Origin of the sequence: Meridianimarinicoccus sp. MJW13 (assembly GCF_014901205.1) — a bacterium.
Lineage (GTDB): Bacteria > Pseudomonadota > Alphaproteobacteria > Rhodobacterales > Rhodobacteraceae > Meridianimarinicoccus.
Genome location: NZ_JACNMU010000008.1, coordinates 176771 through 192352, shown reverse-complemented (window position 1 = coordinate 192352; position 15582 = coordinate 176771). Strand labels below are relative to the sequence as shown.

The 15582-nt window shown below is 60.6% G+C and carries 14 protein-coding genes; 1 reads left to right on the top strand and 13 read right to left on the bottom strand.

The genetic code is table 11. The annotated features are described in order from the left end of the window. Positions 1-71 precede the first annotated feature (71 nt). From H8B03_RS15570 to H8B03_RS15515, 12 genes are all read right to left on the bottom strand, one after another. Entirely contained in the window at positions 72-1091 is a 1020-nt protein-coding gene (locus H8B03_RS15570; protein ID WP_193142805.1) for a LacI family DNA-binding transcriptional regulator, read from the bottom strand. A gap of 43 nt (positions 1092-1134) precedes the next feature. Next, positions 1135-2427: a sulfatase-like hydrolase/transferase gene (locus H8B03_RS15565; RefSeq protein WP_193142804.1), complete on the bottom strand. Its 1293-nt coding sequence runs from the start codon at positions 2425-2427 to the stop codon at positions 1135-1137. Between the two features lie 18 nt (positions 2428-2445). Further along, complete coding sequence (locus H8B03_RS15560) at positions 2446-3279, bottom strand: carbohydrate ABC transporter permease (protein WP_193142803.1); 834 nt, start codon at positions 3277-3279, stop codon at positions 2446-2448. A gap of 9 nt (positions 3280-3288) precedes the next feature. After that, a complete protein-coding gene (locus tag H8B03_RS15555; protein WP_193142802.1) occupies positions 3289-4167 on the bottom strand; it encodes a carbohydrate ABC transporter permease in 879 nt (292 codons plus the stop codon). Positions 4168-4219: 52 nt separating this feature from the next. Then, entirely contained in the window at positions 4220-5464 is a 1245-nt protein-coding gene (locus tag H8B03_RS15550; RefSeq protein ID WP_193142801.1) for a sugar ABC transporter substrate-binding protein, read from the bottom strand. A 40-nt stretch (positions 5465-5504) separates the two neighbouring features. Next, the gene (locus H8B03_RS15545; RefSeq protein WP_193142800.1) at positions 5505-6563 is read right to left on the bottom strand and encodes an ABC transporter ATP-binding protein; all 1059 of its coding nucleotides are present in this window, start codon (positions 6561-6563) and stop codon (positions 5505-5507) included. Between the two features lie 368 nt (positions 6564-6931). Then, the gene (locus H8B03_RS15540; RefSeq protein ID WP_193142799.1) at positions 6932-7717 is read right to left on the bottom strand and encodes a hypothetical protein; all 786 of its coding nucleotides are present in this window, start codon (positions 7715-7717) and stop codon (positions 6932-6934) included. 233 nt (positions 7718-7950) lie between these two features. Further along, positions 7951-9669: an alkyl/aryl-sulfatase gene (locus H8B03_RS15535; protein ID WP_226925981.1), complete on the bottom strand. Its 1719-nt coding sequence runs from the start codon at positions 9667-9669 to the stop codon at positions 7951-7953. Positions 9670-9824: 155 nt separating this feature from the next. Beyond that, positions 9825-11075 carry a fumarylacetoacetase gene (fahA, locus tag H8B03_RS15530; protein WP_193142797.1) on the bottom strand — a complete coding sequence of 417 codons (1251 nt, stop codon included), beginning with the start codon at positions 11073-11075 and terminating at the stop codon, positions 9825-9827. 10 nt (positions 11076-11085) lie between these two features. Then, positions 11086-11721, bottom strand: a complete 636-nt coding sequence (gene maiA, locus H8B03_RS15525; RefSeq protein ID WP_193142796.1) for a maleylacetoacetate isomerase — start codon at positions 11719-11721, stop codon at positions 11086-11088. A 5-nt stretch (positions 11722-11726) separates the two neighbouring features. Then, the gene (gene hmgA, locus H8B03_RS15520) at positions 11727-13076 is read right to left on the bottom strand and encodes a homogentisate 1,2-dioxygenase (protein ID WP_193142795.1); all 1350 of its coding nucleotides are present in this window, start codon (positions 13074-13076) and stop codon (positions 11727-11729) included. Positions 13077-13138: 62 nt separating this feature from the next. Further along, entirely contained in the window at positions 13139-13684 is a 546-nt protein-coding gene (locus tag H8B03_RS15515) for a VOC family protein (RefSeq protein WP_193142794.1), read from the bottom strand. 266 nt (positions 13685-13950) lie between these two features. Here H8B03_RS15515 and H8B03_RS15510 point away from each other — a divergent pair, with 266 nt between their 5' ends. Next, entirely contained in the window at positions 13951-14406 is a 456-nt protein-coding gene (locus tag H8B03_RS15510; protein WP_193142793.1) for a MarR family winged helix-turn-helix transcriptional regulator, read from the top strand. Positions 14407-14607: 201 nt separating this feature from the next. Here H8B03_RS15510 and H8B03_RS15505 read toward each other — a convergent pair whose 3' ends face one another. After that, entirely contained in the window at positions 14608-15414 is an 807-nt protein-coding gene (locus H8B03_RS15505) for an IclR family transcriptional regulator (RefSeq protein ID WP_193142792.1), read from the bottom strand. Positions 15415-15582 lie beyond the last annotated feature (168 nt).

Below are 15582 nucleotides of genomic sequence, written 5' to 3'. Positions count from 1 at the left end.
GGTGGTCTCCATTTATCGAGAGGGGGTCGTGCAGGGGCGTGCGGCCGCTTCTGTGTGGCGGCTGGCCTGCGTTATCTGGTGCTGGCGCGGATGGTGACGGCCGGCTGGATCTGGACGTGTTTCGTTGTCTTTCGCCCGGCAAGCTGTTCCATCAACAGATCGACGGCGGCCTCGCCGATCACCCCGGCATCCAGGCGGATCGTCGTCAGGTTCGGCCGCAGGACGCTTGCCACCGCGCTGTCGTTGAAGCCCACGACGGAAATATCGTCGGGAATCTTGAGCCCGCGTTCCTGCAGGCATTGGTAGACCTCGACCGCGGTCTGATCCTTGTTGACAATGATCGCGTCCGGAAAGGTGTCGCCGCCGGCTTCGAAGCGATCAAACAGTTCATCCACGGCGGATTTGTTGGCGGATTCGGTCTGGGCTTCATAGACGATCAGGTCAGGATCGAAGGACCCTGCCGCGGTCATGACCTGTCGATATCCGTCAAGCCGCCCGTCGGAATCGCTGGCCAGACCAACAAGTGCTGGGCGCTTGATGCCGCGCCCGATCAGCCATTCGCACAGCATCGCCGCGGCAGAGGCGATATCGACATAGGCGACATCCAGCGCCGTCGGGGGTTTGGCCGGATGCGCCAGAACGATCGGAATGCCATGTGCCTCGATGGCTTCGACAATCCGCGGGTCCAGCGCACCAATCGAAAGCACGCCGGTATGCCGCGCATTGTGGAGGGAGGCCGGGTCCATGTCCTTTTCAAGAACGCGCACGATATTGATGCCGTATGCTTCGCAACGGGCCTCGATGCCCTTGCGCAGACCGATGTAGAAGGGGCGTGTCAGTTCTTCCTCGCTGGTCAGGAAATGGACCAGTACCAGCGATACAAGCTCTTCGGGCTTGCGCAGGCTGATCGGGTCGGTTCCGTTGCGGGCGCGCCGGCGGCGGGGGGTCACATACTGCAGCTTTTCGGCGGTCTCGATCACCAGCGTCCGCTTTTCGTCCGAGATCGACAGCGTCGGGTCGCGGTTCAGCACCCGCGATATGGTCGACTCGGCGACGCCGGTCATCTTCGAGATCTGTTTCAACGTCGCCATAGCCAAAAAGTCCGTTGTTTCCCCAGGGCCGGTTGCGCCGTGCCTATGCTTCCTTGAGCGGTTCGATGCGCGGCGGCAGTTCGCCCACTTCGACCATGCGCGCGGTCAGTCGCGCGGCAAGCGATGCGCGAACGTCCTTGTGGTCTGCGGATGCCACCAGGTTTGTCAATTCCCACGGATCGCTGTCCAGATCATACAGATGCGTTTCGCGATAGCGGTCGCTGCCGGCGTGCTCGAACGGGTTGAGGTGATCGGCCGAGACGCAGTATTTCCACTGGCCATGGCGCAGGGCCCGGCCCACCTGGCTTTCGCTGATCTGGATGAAGATATCGTTGGCCCCGTCCATGGGCTGCAGCAGGGAATGCCCCTGCATGGATTGCGGCACCTCGATACCGGCGGCGTCCAGAAGGGTCGGCGGCAGATCGGCCAGCGAACAGTTCCGCGTGATCGGGGTTTGCTTGTCGAAGCCGGGCCCGTGGAACATGGTTGGCACGCGGATCGACGCCTCGTGGCAGGATCGCTTGTATTCACTGTTGCGGGTCTTGAAATGGCACCCATGGTCCGAGGTGAACAGGATGATGGTGTTGTCGAGCTGATCCAGGGATATCAGCGCGTCGACAACCCGCCCCAGGGCTTCGTCCAGCCTTGCAACCATGCCCATGTAACCGTGGTAGTGCTCTTTGGTCGTGCCGCCCAGCGTGCCCAGATCGGGCGGGTATGAGACAGCGCGCGCGGCCAGTCGCTCCTCATAACCGACCGGCGCAGGGTAACTGTCATGCTGGTTCTGATGATGCGGTTCCAGAAACGACAGGAACATGAAGAACGGTTCGTCGCGCGGTTCCGCCAGATAGCGGATCGCGGCGTCGGTCAGGGCATCGACACGATAGCCGGGCAGGTCATGGGGGTTTCCATCGCTGTCATACAGCGTGGTCTGATAGGGCCACGAGGTGAATTCAAGAATGTTGGAGGCCAGCCAGTACTTGTAGCCACCCTGCTGCGGTTTTTGGACCGGTTCGCCCTCGGCCAGATGCCATTTGCCGATATAGGCGGTGTCATACCCGGCAGCGCCAAAATAATGCGCAAGCGTCTGTTCGCCGTCGGGCAGCGGGATGTCGTTGCGATAACAGCCCGTGGCCGTCGGATAGCGCCCGGTCTGAAAGATCGACCGCGCCGGCCCGCAGACCGGCTGTGCGGTGAACGAGTTGGGCACGAAGCACCCGGCCTTGGCAAGCCGGTCGAAATTGGGTGTCACGTCCAGGCCGTTGCCGTGGACGCCGACCGTATCCCATCGCTGCTGATCGGTGAAGAAAACAAGAACATTCGGCTTGCTGGACATCGTCTATTCCTTGTCAGTCTATTTCATGCCCGACAGCATGGCGCTTTTCACAAAGTGCCGTTGCGCGATCAGGTAAAGCAGGAAGCAGGGCAGGAAGAGCAGCATGCCGCCCACTGCGGTCAGGTTCCACTGCGTGAAGAATTCCTGGTTGAAGAGGGTCAGCCCGGTGGTGATCGGGCGCATGTTTTCCGATGACACGACAACCAGCGGCCAGATGAATTCGTTGAACTGGAACACGAAGGTCAGCAATGCCACGGTGGCAATCGCGGGCCCAAGCTGCGGCAGCACGATGTCAAAGAAAATCCGCGGCTCGCTTGCGCCATCAAGACGGGCCGCCGCGATCAGGTCATCGGGAATGGGCAGAATGAACTGGCGCATCAGGAAGATGCCGAAGGCGCTCATCGCGAAGGGCATGATCAGCCCGGTATAGGTGTTCAGCAGCCCGAACTTGGCGGTCATGATGTACAGCGGGATCAACCGCACGAAGAACGGGATCATCAGCGTGGACAACAGGGCGACGAACATGAACCGTTTGCCCGGAAACTCCATCTTTGCGAACACATAGCCGATCAACGGGTCGAACAGGACGTGCAGTGCCGCGATCGTTCCGGCCACGAAGAACGAGTTCAGGATGAAGCGCGCGAACGGCGCCTTTTCCCAGATCGTCACGTAGTTGGTGAATTGCAGTTCTTCCGGAATGACCACCACCTGACCCGAGAACATCTCGGCATCGCTCTGCAATGACAGTGAAATCATGTACAGGAATGGCAGAACCGACAGCAGGACGAAGAAGGCCATGACCGGATAGATCCAGATTTTGGCGGTCAACGAGTAGGTGTGTTTATAAGCCATGCGCGGGTCCTATACGTGGCGGATGTCACGGTTGAGAAGTTTGAACTGCACCCAGGTGATCAGCAGGATCAGCAGGAACATCACGAAGGACAGCGCCGAGGCGTAGCCGATGTTCAAACCCTGGAACGCGGTTTCGTAGACGTGCAGCGAATAGAGCCTCGTGGCATTGGCCGGGCCGCCGCCGGTCATCAGGTAGGGCAGGGCCATTTCCTGCATCGACGCGATCATGATCACCACGGCCAGGAACAGCGTTGTCGGCATCAGCAGCGGCAGGGTGATGTCGCGAAACAGGTGGTGCCGGCGCGCCCCGTCCAGTTCGGCCGCCTGGTAGAGGTGGCTGGGGATGCCCTGAATGGCGGCGATATAGATCAGGACCGCATAGCCGATGTCCTTCCAGACCGAGACGGCCACAAGCACCCAGATCGCGGCATCGGGATCGGTCAGCCAGTATTGCGGCGGCAACCCGACCTTCAGAAGCGCGGCGTTCAACAGTCCTGTATAGGGGTCTAGGATGGACTTCCACATCAGGGCAGAGATCACGAACGACACGATGTAGGGAAAGAACAGGATCGCGCGGATCGTGTTGCGGGCTTTCAGCGGGCCGGCCAGGATCGACGCCAGCCCCAGGGCCAGAAGAAGCGTGAACACGGTCGATCCCAGGGCGTAGATCATCGTGGCGCTGATCGCCTTGATCGCCAGCTTGTCCTGGAAGATGTAGAGATAGTTCTTCATCCCGGCGAATTCGGACTTGCCGATCAAGGGCTGCCCCGACCGGAAACTGGCCCAAAGCTCGATCGCGATCGGCCAGAAGAAGAACACGATAAAATACACAATTGCGGGCAGTAGAAAGGCATAGGCCGTCAAGGCGCGTCGTTGGCGGTATGTCATGACCTCTCCTTTCAGGTGTGGCCCCGGCGAACTCTCGCCGGGGCCGGATTGCTTATTTAGCAGCGATGATCTTGTTGGCTTCTTCCGCCGCGACCGGCAGGACTTCTGCCGCGGGCTCGTTGGAGTACAGCACTTCTTCGACCGCTTGGCGCATCACAGCATCGACTGCCGGATCGTATTTCCCGGTCAGCGTCAGGGGCAGTTGCACGTCCTTGGAATAGGGCAGGCAGGACCCGAACTGACCCAGCAGCGGGTCGGCCTGCACACGCTCATCCGCAAGCCAGGATTTCCGCGGCATGGTCATCGAGTATTGCAACGAGGTCGCGACCTCGACCTCGACATCGGTCAGGCGCTTTGCCAGATCCCACGCCATGTCGGCATGCTGGGCGCCTTTCGGAATGGCAAGCGCAACGCCGCCCTGCACGGTTGCCTGCGTCGCATTCGACAGCGACGGCGCAACGGCCCAGTTCAGGTCAGGGTTGCCGGTGCGGATTGGGTTGATGTCCCAGGGGCCGGTCAGGATCATCGCGGCGCGTTCCGAGGTGAACAGCTTTTGCGGCCCTTCATAGTCGGCACCCGCCACCGGCACGGGGGCCGCGCGGTCCTTGTGGATCAGGTCGGCCAGGAATTGCATCGCGCCGATGGTTTCCTCGGAGCCGAACCCGACTTCGCCGGTTTCGGTGTCAAAGTACTCGCCACCGTTCTGGAACACCCAGGGCCAGTAATAGAAGAACGACGAATTGGGCGCGAAGCCGAAGACGCCCGGCTTGGTGGTGGCTATGGCCACCTCGCGGAATTCGTCCCAGGTGGTGGGCGGCGCGTCATAGCCTGCCTCGGCCAGCATGTCCTTGTTGTAGACAAGCGTGGCGCAGGTCAGGTGGATTTGCAGGCCGTAAATCTTGCCGTTCACGGTGTTCTTGGCAATGGCTGGGTCAAACCAGTCGCCGGGGAAATCGAACTCGGCCTGATCCCGGGCGGCCAGATCATCCAGCGGCAGCAACAGGTCCTGAAACGCGAATTCCGGCACCCAGCCGCCCGCCGTCGCCACCAGGTCCGGCGCGTTGTCGGCAGCGAAATCGGCAACCAGCTTGGTGCGCAGATCCGGCCACTGGAACTTTTCGAACTGAACTTCCCAGCCGGGGTTGTCGGCTTCGAATTGCGCGATGGCCTCAAGATAGGTGTCGTAGGCGTGTCCGGCGTTGAAATAGACCCGCAGCGTTTCGGCCGAAGCCGAAGCCGCCGTCAGCCCCAATGCCAGGGCCAGCGCAGAGCTTTGCAGCCATTGTGATTTAGACATGGTATCCTCCCAGATGTTGTCTGTCAGTTGTCGGCGTCGATTATCGAATTCGAAGTTCCGTATCCGCGTCAAAGACCAGTGCGCGTGACGGGGGAATGAGCAGACGGATGGTGTCGCCTGCCCGAATGTCGCGGCGGCCTTTCAGGTCAACGCAGAATTCCTCGCCGGATTGCAGGATTGCATAGCCATAGGTGACGCCGCCCAGTTGTTCGACCGATCGCAGCGGCAAGGGGGCTCCGTCTTCGCTGATTTCAAGATGCTCTGGCCGGATGCCGACCATGACGACCTTGCCGGGCGTCGGTTCGGTGCCAAAGTCCACACAGGCGCCATCCAGATCGGCAAATTGCAGACCGTTCGCGGTCATCGTTGCCGGCAGGAAATTCATGCTGGGGGATCCGAGAAAACCCGCGACGAACTTGTTGACGGGGTTGTCATACAACTCCAGCGGAGAGCCCACCTGTTCGATGCGTCCGGCGCGCAGAACGACGATCTTGTCGGCCAGCGTCATGGCCTCGACCTGATCATGGGTCACGTAGATCATGGTCGTGCTGAGGGTCTGATGCAGTTCCGACAATTCCAGCCGCATTCTGGTCCGCAACTCGGCATCCAGATTGGACAGCGGCTCGTCGAACAGAAAGACCTTCGGATTGCGCACAATGGCCCGTCCGATGGCCACCCGTTGCCGCTGACCGCCCGAAAGCTCGGCGGGCTTTCTGTCCAGATGATCGCGCAGACCAAGGATGTCGGCGGCGCGTTCGACTTTCTGGCTGATCGTGCTTTTGGGTTCGCGGGCCAATCGCAGTGCGTAGCCCATGTTCTGGCGCACGTTCATATGCGGATACAGCGCGTAGTTCTGAAATACCATCGCCACGCCACGCTCGCCCGGATGGCGATCACTGACGTCCTGATCGCCAATCAGGATCTGGCCATCGGTCAGGTCTTCCAGCCCCGCGATCGTGCGCAGCAAGGTCGACTTTCCGCAGCCGGACGGCCCGACAAACACGCAAAACTCGCCATCTTCGATTTCCAAGTCAAGCTCGGGAATGGCCAGGAAGGTGCCGTAGTCCTTGCGGACTGCATTCAGGGTGACGCCAGCCATTCATAGTCTCCAAAAAACTCACGATCCGCTTATTAGTAAACTTCACTGAATTTTATCAGACGTCAAGTGTTCACTTGTCAGGCATCGGAAAAGAGATTGGAAACAGGGAAATCCAAGCATAAATACAGGATGTTAGATTGACGCCTTTGGCGGCCTTATGGCCGTGGCGCGCTCAGGGTGCTGCCCGCGCCGCGCATGGCTGCGGCGGCGGTTAAGGCAATGGCCTGATTCTCGCTCGTATCGGGAATGGCATGGCCGCCGCCCTCGGGCGCCTGCTTTGCAAGGCGACCCGAGGCGCACCGATCATGTGTGTGACAGCATTCGTCGTGTGCGCCGTGCCGGGCCGCGGCACGGCGCGCAGTCCATCATCAGAACTGGAAATTCACGCCCGCGAACACGCCCCATTCCGGCTGGCCGTCGCCGCTGGTCCAGACATATTTTTGCGGTTCGGCGTAGATGTTGATGACCGCATGCTCCGTCTCGATCACTTTGCCGAGGCCCAGGCTCAGCGGCACACCGTAGCTGTCGGTTTCGAAGTTGTATGTCCAGACGCTAGCAGAGCGCAGATACCAGCCCTGGCCCAGCTGATAGAACCCGAACGGCTGGAAGGCCCCGATGTTGACGTCGTCGCGGTCCTTGTCGCCGGCCACGCTTGCCTGCCAGGTCAGCAGGTACCCCCACTGGAACTTCGGGTTGGTGGCATTGAACAGAACGTTGGCGAGCCCGACGGACCATTTGCCGGACCCCAGCTCATCCTTCGTCGCCGTGGGGGCCGTGACCTGCGGCCCGATCCCGAAGCTGATGGCCGGGTTGCCGGTGTCGAACAGGTAGGCGGCAAAAAGATTAAGATCCCCCAGCCCGGTCTGATCGCCGCTGCCGACTTCCGGAAGAGTGTTCACGGGGGCTGTGAACCGGGCCAGCCAGTTGCCGCCGAAGGCGCCGAAGGGCTGTGCATATCGCAGGTAGAACTGGTTGGCGTCGCGATCCAGGCCCTCGATCTGGCCGAAATACTGGTTCTGGAAGTTGAGCGCGGTTGTGTTGGCCAGGGGGTTGTTGGCTTCGGCGTCCGCATCCTGGGCCTCGGACGCGGTGGCCAGAAATACGGCCGCCGTCAGCAGGACGACAGAACGTGCAAGGGGCGGAAAGTCAAACATGCTGTGTTCCTTCGCGATCACATCGGATCGTCGGTTGCGACTCTGGCGGGCGTGTCTGGCAGGATACTAGGTTGTGTGCAGGCGCTGGCCAAACCAAAGTTTTGGTCCGGCAGCGTCTGGTTTGAGAAAGCTCGGGGACGGCGGCGCCAATCAGACCGTTGAGTGCGTCACCCTTGCGGGGACGCCCGCACGCGGTTGGGGCGTGCAGGCGCATCTTCGTCAGGTGGGCGGCTTCAGTTCGGCAGGACGGAACTGCCGCTGGATGTCTTGACCTCGAAGGGTCCTTCGCCGGTCGCTGCATCCACGGTGTCATACCGCCCCGGTACCGCCGTGGCCCCATCGGTGCCGGGCATGACTTCGAAGGTCATTTCAAAGTCGGTCAGCAACGAGGCCATTTGCGTGAGGACCGTCCGGTCGCCCTCGGCCCGGGCATTGCCGGCGTCGATCTGTGCGTCGATCGTCGCCTCGCCGATCATCACCGGCACAAGCTGTTCGCGGTCGATGGTCACCGTCAGATCAGCGTCGTCGGCCTGGTACCCTTCGATGTTGGTCAACGTGGCGTTGCTCAGTTCAAGGATGTACTGCTCGTCGATGTCCGGATGCACGATGTTGACGGTGAACGCGAGGTCGCCGACCTTGCGACTGTCCATCTTGACACCGACGTAGTCGAGAAACAGCCCCGTGGCCATCGCCTGGATCACATCGGGGGTCGCTGTCTCGGTCGCGGTGCCCTGCGGCGGCGGCGAGCGCAATTCGTATGCGCCTGCCAGGAAGCTGTTCCGCAGGCCCGGGTTTTCCTGCTGGTAGCCGATGGTATTGGCGGGTTCCGCATAGACCAGCTTGTTGAGTATCTCGACCGCCTGGAAATACGCACCCCCGTCGAACAGCTCCTGACCTTTCGCCATGATCGCATTGGCACCGCCCATCATTTCGACATAAAGAGGGGCGGCGTCGGCAGGGGACAGCGGGATCAGCATTGCGGGGTTCGCATCCCAGTATCCCAGATAGCGGTTGATGACGGCGCGCACGTTGTGCTGCACCGAGCCATGGTAGCCCCGGTTGAACCAGTTGTTCGCGATGCTCGCGGGCGGTTCATAAACGTTGTGGATTTCGTTGATCGTTACGCCCTGGTTGGCGAAGTGCAGCACCTGGTTGTTGAGGTTGGCGTAAAGATCCCGTTGCGCCCGCAGCACCTCCTGGATGCGGGCGTTGCCAAAGCGCGGCCAGTGATGCGAGGCGAACATGACCTCGGCGTCCTGGCCGAACATCTGAAGCGCTTCGTTGATGAACTGTGACCAGCCGAGCGCATCGCGCACCTGCGCACCGCGCAAGGTATAGATGTTGTGCATCGTCCCGGTGACGTTCTCGGCCATCCACAGCGCCTTCATGTCCGGAAGATAGGTGTTCAACTCGGACGGCGCCTCGGTGCCCGGCGTCAACTGGAAGACCATCTTCACGCCGTCGATGATGTGCTCTTCAATCGGATCGGTGATTTCCATCGTCGGTGCGACAAGACCTGTCGCGCCGCTGGAGGCAGACTGGCCCAGACCCTGCGTGACATAGCCAAAGGGGCTGGCCGGCAGCAGGAAGGCATACTGATAGACCATCCAGCCCGTTTCGCTTTCGATCAGCGTCAGGTTTGACAGGTCGTAGCCGCGGACCTGGTAGATGCCGTCCATGACCTCGTACAAGCCGAACTGGGTGGTCAGCCGGGCTTGCCGTTCCAACGACGGGTGGATGCTGTCGAAGTTTTCGCCCTGTTTCAGGAAGTCGAAGCGCTCCAGATCCCAGGCGAACCCGCCCGCCTCGGCTTCGATCTGCAGGCTGTCCGGCGCCGCGATCAGCCTCTGAAATGCCTCGTCGAAGTCCTGCGTGTCGTCAAAGGGAAATCGCGCCGCGGACGGCAGAGGTCGGGCTGTCCTGAATGCCGGAGCCCGTATCGCGACCGTCATACCGGCAGTCGCGCAAGGGACTTTGTCAGTGCGGGGGTGTGTTGCGGCCATCGGGGGATTTGGTGCAAGGGCCGTCATCGATCGCCGATGTGATCATTCGCTGCGGTCCCGTCCGGAAGGTGACCGCCGCAGTCGGGCTGCGACGGTCGTGTCGTTCAATCGAGGGCGGGTGCGGGGCGCAAGGTGCCTGCGCACTCACCAAACCCGATCCGGTACCCGTCGCCCTTGGCGACGCCGCGCAGGGTCAGGGTGTCACCGTCTTCCAGGAAGGTCCGCGTCTCTCCGGTGTCCAGGGTCAGCGGCTCTTTCCCGCCCCAGCTGAGTTCCAGAAGACTGCCGCGGTTTTCCTTTTCCGGGCCCGAAATCGTGCCCGATCCCAGCAGATCGCCAACCCGCATCGGGCAGCCGCTGGTGGTGTGATGGGTCAGTTGCTGGGCCGCAGAGTAATACATCACGCTGTAGTTCGTGCGCGACAGGATCGTTTCCGACTTGCCCTCGGGGGCGAGGCCGACCTCAAGATCGATGTCATAGAGCATCGGTCCGGGTTCCTTGAGATAGGGCAGCAGTTCCTTTTCGCGCGGCGGGGTCGAGGCGCGGAAGGGTTCAAGTGCGGCTTTGGTCACAATCCAGGGGCTGATGGTCGTCGCCGTCGCCTTGGCCTGGAACGGACCGAGCGGCACATACTCCCACGCCTGAATGTCGCGTGCGGACCAGTCGTTCAGCAGCACATAACCGAAGATCATGTCGTCGGCCTCTTGCACCGAAACGCGGCCCTTGGACGGTTTGCCGACAATGGCACCCATTTCCAGTTCCAGGTCGAAACGCTTTGAGGCCTCGAACACCGGCATGTCCATGTCCGGCGCTTTCAGCTGGCCGTTGGGGCGGGTGACGTCCGTGCCGCTGACCACAACCGAGGACGCGCGGCCGTTATAGCCGATCGGGATGTGCAGCCAGTTGGGCGGCAGGGCATTGGCCGGATCGCGGAACAGGCAGCCGACGTTGAACGCGTGATGGCGGCCTGCGTAGAAATCAGTGAACTCGGTGACGCTGAAGGGCATTTCCAGCGTGGCATCGGCCATCGCCACAAGATGCCCTTCAAGATCGGCTTGCTGCGAGGCACCTTCGGCCAGCGCCTTGGACAGATAGGCCCGGAAGCTGTTCCAGACATCAGCGCCAAGCGCCATGAAGTCATTCCATGTGCCATGGGCAAACACATCACCTTGCGGCAGGTCGAGCATGCCGGCCTGTTCCAGAGCCGTTACATCAAGGATGTGATCCCCGATGGCAACGCCTGCATGCAGGTCGCCGCCCGAAACGCGGAAGGCGCCATAGGGCAGGTTGTTGAGCGGGAAGTCGGTGTCGGGCGAATTTGCACTATCGACCCAGGAGCGGAGTAGCTGTGTCATGAGGTGTCCTTCAGGTGGCGTCGGGCTGGTTTTCAGGGCGCGCGGCATCAAATGCCGGCAATTTCAGGGCCTGCTCTTCGATCTGGAGCAGACGGGCAAAGGGCGTCAGGTCGACACCCCAGCGATGGGCATTGTAAAGCTGGGTGACAAGGCAGATGTCGCACAGCAACGGAGTGTCCGAAAAGCTGTAGGCGGGGCCTTCGGGCAGCAGCGCCTGATAGGCGTGCAACCCTTGTGTCATCCAGTGACGCATCCATTCCACGCCTTGATCGGCGCTCAACCCGTATTCGGACTTCAGGCGGTTCACGAGTTTGAGGTTGTTGACCGGATGAATGTCCGTCGCGATGACCTGTGCCGCCGCCTGCACCCTGGCCCGCAGCACCGGGTCGTCCGGCAACAAGGCAGGGTCGGGCGCGATTTGATCCAGATAGTCCAGGATCGCCAGTGATTGGGTCAGCGCGGTGCCGTCCTCCAGCACCAGCGTCGGCACGCCCTTGATAGGGTTCAAGGCCACATAGTCCGGCGCGTGTTGCGCGCCGGCGACAAGGTCCACCGGGACTGTCCGATAGGACAGCCCCTTGAGGTTCAGCGCCACCCGCACCCGGTAGGATGTGGTCGAGCGCCAATAGGAATAGAGCGTCAGCATCGCCGTCACTTCTTGCCCGGCGTGCCGTCGAACTTCTTCTCCATGTCCGCCCAGCAGTCGATGTAGTCGTCCTGCAGCGGGGCGTCCTTGCCCGCGAACTGTGTCAGTTGCTGCGGGAAGCGGGTCTCGAACATGAAGGACATGGTGTTGTCCAGCTTGTCGGGGCCGAGATTGGCGTTGGAAGCCTTTTCGAACGCTTCGCGGTCAGGACCGTGGGGCAGCATCATGTTGTGCAGGCTGATCCCGCCGGGCACGAAACCCTGCGGCTTGGCATCGTATTCGCCGTAGATGTTGCCCATCAGCTCGGACATGATGTTCTTGTGGTACCACGGCGGGCGGAACGTATCTTCCATCACCATCCAGCGTTCGCGGAACAGAACGAAGTCGATATTGGCCGTGCCGGGCTGGCCCGAGGGCGCGGTCAGAACGGTGAAGATGGACGGGTCCGGGTGGTCGAACAGGATCGCGCCGACCGGGCAGTAGTTGCGCAGATCGTATTTGTAGGGCGCGTAGTTGCCGTGCCACGCCACCACGTCCAGCGGGCTTTGACCAATCTTGGTTTCATGGAACTGGCCGCACCATTTCACGGTCAGGGTCGACGGCACTTCACGGTCTTCATAGGCCGCGACGGGCGCCTTGAAATCGCGCGGGTTGGCCATGCAGTTGGCGCCGATCGGGCCACGGCCCGGCAGTTCGAATTTCTGGCCGTAGTTCTCGCACACGAAGCCGCGCGCGGGGCCGTCGATCACTTCGACCCTGTAGACGAGGCCGCGGGGGATGATCGCGATTTCCTTGGGTTCAAGATCAATGATCCCCAGCTCTGTCGCAAAACGCAGGCGGCCTTCCTGCGGAACCACCAGCATTTCGCTGTCGGCCGAGAAGAAATACGCGTCCTTCATGGATTCGGTCACCAGATAGACGTGCGTTGCCATGCCCACCTGGGTGTTCACATCGCCTGCCGTGGTCATCGTCCGCATGCCGGTCAGCCACGTCAGCGGCTCGTCTGTATGCGGGATCGGATCCCAGCGGTACTGACCCAGCGAGGTCACATCCGGGTGGATATCCGGAGCCGACCGGAAATGGGGCAGGTCGATCTTTTCGTAGCGGTGCGAGTGCTTGACCGACGGACGGATGCGATAGCACCAGGTCCGTTCGGGACGCACATCGGTGAAGGCAGTGCCGGACAGCTGTTCCCCATACAGGCCATAGTTGCATTTCTGGGGCGAATTCATGCCTTGCGGCAAAGCGCCGGGCAGTGCCTCGGTCTCGAAGTCGTTGCCAAAACCGGGCATGTAGCCGGGGTTTGTCAGCCCGCCATCGGCCTGAATCATGGGGTTGGTATCCGGGTTGTTCATCGCGCGTCTCCTTGCATTGGGGGCGAACGCACCGAATCGATCTTCGGTGCGTTCTGGCCGGTTCAGGCGTCTTTCTTGAGCTCTTTTGCGTGCAGCCAATCTGCATGCTTCGGAGCGCGTTTGGTCTGGGACCACTCTTCAAGCATATCCCATTTCACCTCATCCATGCGTGCGAGCATGGCTTCTTCTTCGGGATCGGGACAGGCCAATTCGACCCGGTGGCCGCTCGGATCGAAGAAATAGATCGAGTGGAACATCGAATGGTCGGTGATGCCGAGAACCTCGACCCCGTTGGCCTCCAGATGTTCTTTGAATTCGATCAGCGTGTCGCGATCCTTGACCTTGAAGGCGATGTGCTGAACCCATTCAGGCGTGTTCGGGTCGCGGCCCATTTCCGCCTTTGTCGGCAGTTCGAAGAACGCCAGGACGTTGCCGTTTCCTGCGTCCAGGAACAGGTGCATGTAGGGGTCAGGCTCATGCGTGGACGGCACCTTGTCCTCGGCAATGGCCAGAACGAAGTCCATGTTGAGCATCTTGCCGTACCATTCGACGGTCTCTTTTGCGTCCTTGCAACGGTAGGCGACGTGGTGGATTTGTTCGATCTTCATAGGGTTCTCCATTCAAAGGGGACACGACAATCAGGGTGGCCTGGCTTCCTTCGGTTGGCGGAATTCTCAGAAAGAATGTCCGCCGCATGTGCGTGAAGTAGACCTTGCAAGTGGCTGCCCTGAAACATTTTACTTCCGGTCCTGTGGTTCGAAGTCTCTGCTGCTGTTTGCACTCTTAAAATCGTTTCACTTGCAACGAATACCATTCTGTGGGAGGCTGAGTCAAGGTCATTTCATTTGCAACGAAATAAAGGGGGCCGGATCACATGACCGCAGACGACTTCAACCTGTCTGAATTCTTGCCTTACAAACTGTCCGTATTGGCATCGCGCACGACCAAGGTTCTGGCGAAAGTCTATGGTGAGAAATACGGTCTTTCGACGCCCGAATGGCGGGTGCTGGCGCATGTCGCGCGCCGTGAAAAGATGTCGGTCCGTGAAATCCATGACAGTGTCGATCTGGAAAAGCCGAGCGTCAGCCGCGCGGTTGCCAAGCTCGAACAGGCCGGACTTCTGCGAAAATCCACCTGCGATTCGGATCACCGGCTGGTCGAAATCGAACTGACCCAAGCCGGGCGTGAGGTCTTTCAGCGAATCGTGCCCGAGGCACTTGCGTTGGAGGCTGTGATCCTGAGTGCGTTCTCACCTGCCGAGAGGGATCAGCTGCACGACATGATGGCGCGGCTGCATGACGAACTGGACAAGGTAGTCACAAAGGTCTGAGCCGCGGTCCTGACCAAGGATGGCGATTGCGTGACGCCATCCGGTTTGTCGTCCCCGGTGGTCTGCGCGCGCTGTTGGCCGCGCCAGAAGCACGATTTCTCAAAACTGGCCAGCCGCACGGGCGGTCGCTTGTCTTTCCGAAGGGGCAATCCGACGGCAAGAATCAGGCCTGGCTGACTAGACAAGCCCCTGTATGGCGACCTAGGAGGCTGCTCCGTCCGGAAGGCGGACGTTGGATTCGAATTGCCTGCCGATGGCAACTGCTGCCGATGTCAGCTGTTTCAAATGCGCCGAGGCGATCTCATCGACGCGATGCTTTTCGGCAAGCCATATCAGACTAACGGCGCCAATGACGCGCCCCTCGGCACGGATGGCAACGCCGATCGCACTGGGAATGCCGCCGTAATCCACCGCACGCCCCCAATAGCCGAACTCCCTTGTGGCAAACCCTTTTGCCCGGATCTCCTTGAGTTTTCCGGGCAGGCTCAGTGCGGCCTCGCGGTCTTTTCCCTTGGTGTTCACAGCCAGTTTGGCAGAGAAGTCTGCCCTTGCGTCGGCATCATGGGCCGCAAGGAACGCACACCCCAGGGCCGAGCGGAATGGCGACGGGCGATAGCCGATACAGTCAGGAAAGATGCCATGGTCGGAGAAGGTTCTGGTGGTGTCGACGATCTCGACACGTCCATTTCCGATCCCTGCCGCCAAGTCTACGCCCAATCCGGTTGCTTCGGACAGACGAACGATTTCCGAACTGCCTGCTTCGACCAGGGCATCAATCGAATCGGGGGCAGTGCCCAGGCGAGGAAAGCGTGAACCAATCCTGTATCGGCCGTCACTTCGGCTTTGTGTAAGCCACCTTTGATGGACCAGAGTGGCACAGATTCTCAGGATCGTGGGTTTTGGCAGACCAGTTTGATCCGCCAGAAAAGCCAATGAAGTCACGCCACTACCGGAAACGACTTCGAGTATTTTCATGCTGCGCTCGACAGAGCGGTTGAACTTGGTCATGGCATTCCACCTAGTGAAACGCATGTTCGACTGGATCCAGTTTCCTGTCTAGTCCTTCATGACGGAGCGTCGTGGGCGGAAACGTTTTTCGTCACCGCATTCAGAGGAAGAGGAAACCGATGCAAAGCGTGCTTTCAAAATCAGTTACCGGACTGAACCTGGCATTGT

Coding starts and splice junctions, on each gene's coding strand:
- H8B03_RS15505 (WP_193142792.1), bottom strand. CDS start 15,414: ATGACCAAGTTCAACCGCTCTGTCGAGCGCAGCATGAAAATACTCGAA.
- H8B03_RS15510 (WP_193142793.1), top strand. CDS start 13,951: ATGACCGCAGACGACTTCAACCTGTCTGAATTCTTGCCTTACAAACTG.
- hmgA (WP_193142795.1), bottom strand. CDS start 13,076: ATGAACAACCCGGATACCAACCCCATGATTCAGGCCGATGGCGGGCTG.
- H8B03_RS15535 (WP_226925981.1), bottom strand. CDS start 9,669: ATGACGGTCGCGATACGGGCTCCGGCATTCAGGACAGCCCGACCTCTG.
- H8B03_RS15515 (WP_193142794.1), bottom strand. CDS start 13,684: ATGAAGATCGAACAAATCCACCACGTCGCCTACCGTTGCAAGGACGCA.
- H8B03_RS15570 (WP_193142805.1), bottom strand. CDS start 1,091: ATGGCGACGTTGAAACAGATCTCGAAGATGACCGGCGTCGCCGAGTCG.
- H8B03_RS15540 (WP_193142799.1), bottom strand. CDS start 7,717: ATGTTTGACTTTCCGCCCCTTGCACGTTCTGTCGTCCTGCTGACGGCG.
- fahA (WP_193142797.1), bottom strand. CDS start 11,075: ATGACACAGCTACTCCGCTCCTGGGTCGATAGTGCAAATTCGCCCGAC.
- H8B03_RS15565 (WP_193142804.1), bottom strand. CDS start 2,427: ATGTCCAGCAAGCCGAATGTTCTTGTTTTCTTCACCGATCAGCAGCGA.
- H8B03_RS15550 (WP_193142801.1), bottom strand. CDS start 5,464: ATGTCTAAATCACAATGGCTGCAAAGCTCTGCGCTGGCCCTGGCATTG.
- maiA (WP_193142796.1), bottom strand. CDS start 11,721: ATGCTGACGCTCTATTCCTATTGGCGCTCGACCACATCCTACCGGGTG.
- H8B03_RS15545 (WP_193142800.1), bottom strand. CDS start 6,563: ATGGCTGGCGTCACCCTGAATGCAGTCCGCAAGGACTACGGCACCTTC.
- H8B03_RS15555 (WP_193142802.1), bottom strand. CDS start 4,167: ATGACATACCGCCAACGACGCGCCTTGACGGCCTATGCCTTTCTACTG.
- H8B03_RS15560 (WP_193142803.1), bottom strand. CDS start 3,279: ATGGCTTATAAACACACCTACTCGTTGACCGCCAAAATCTGGATCTAT.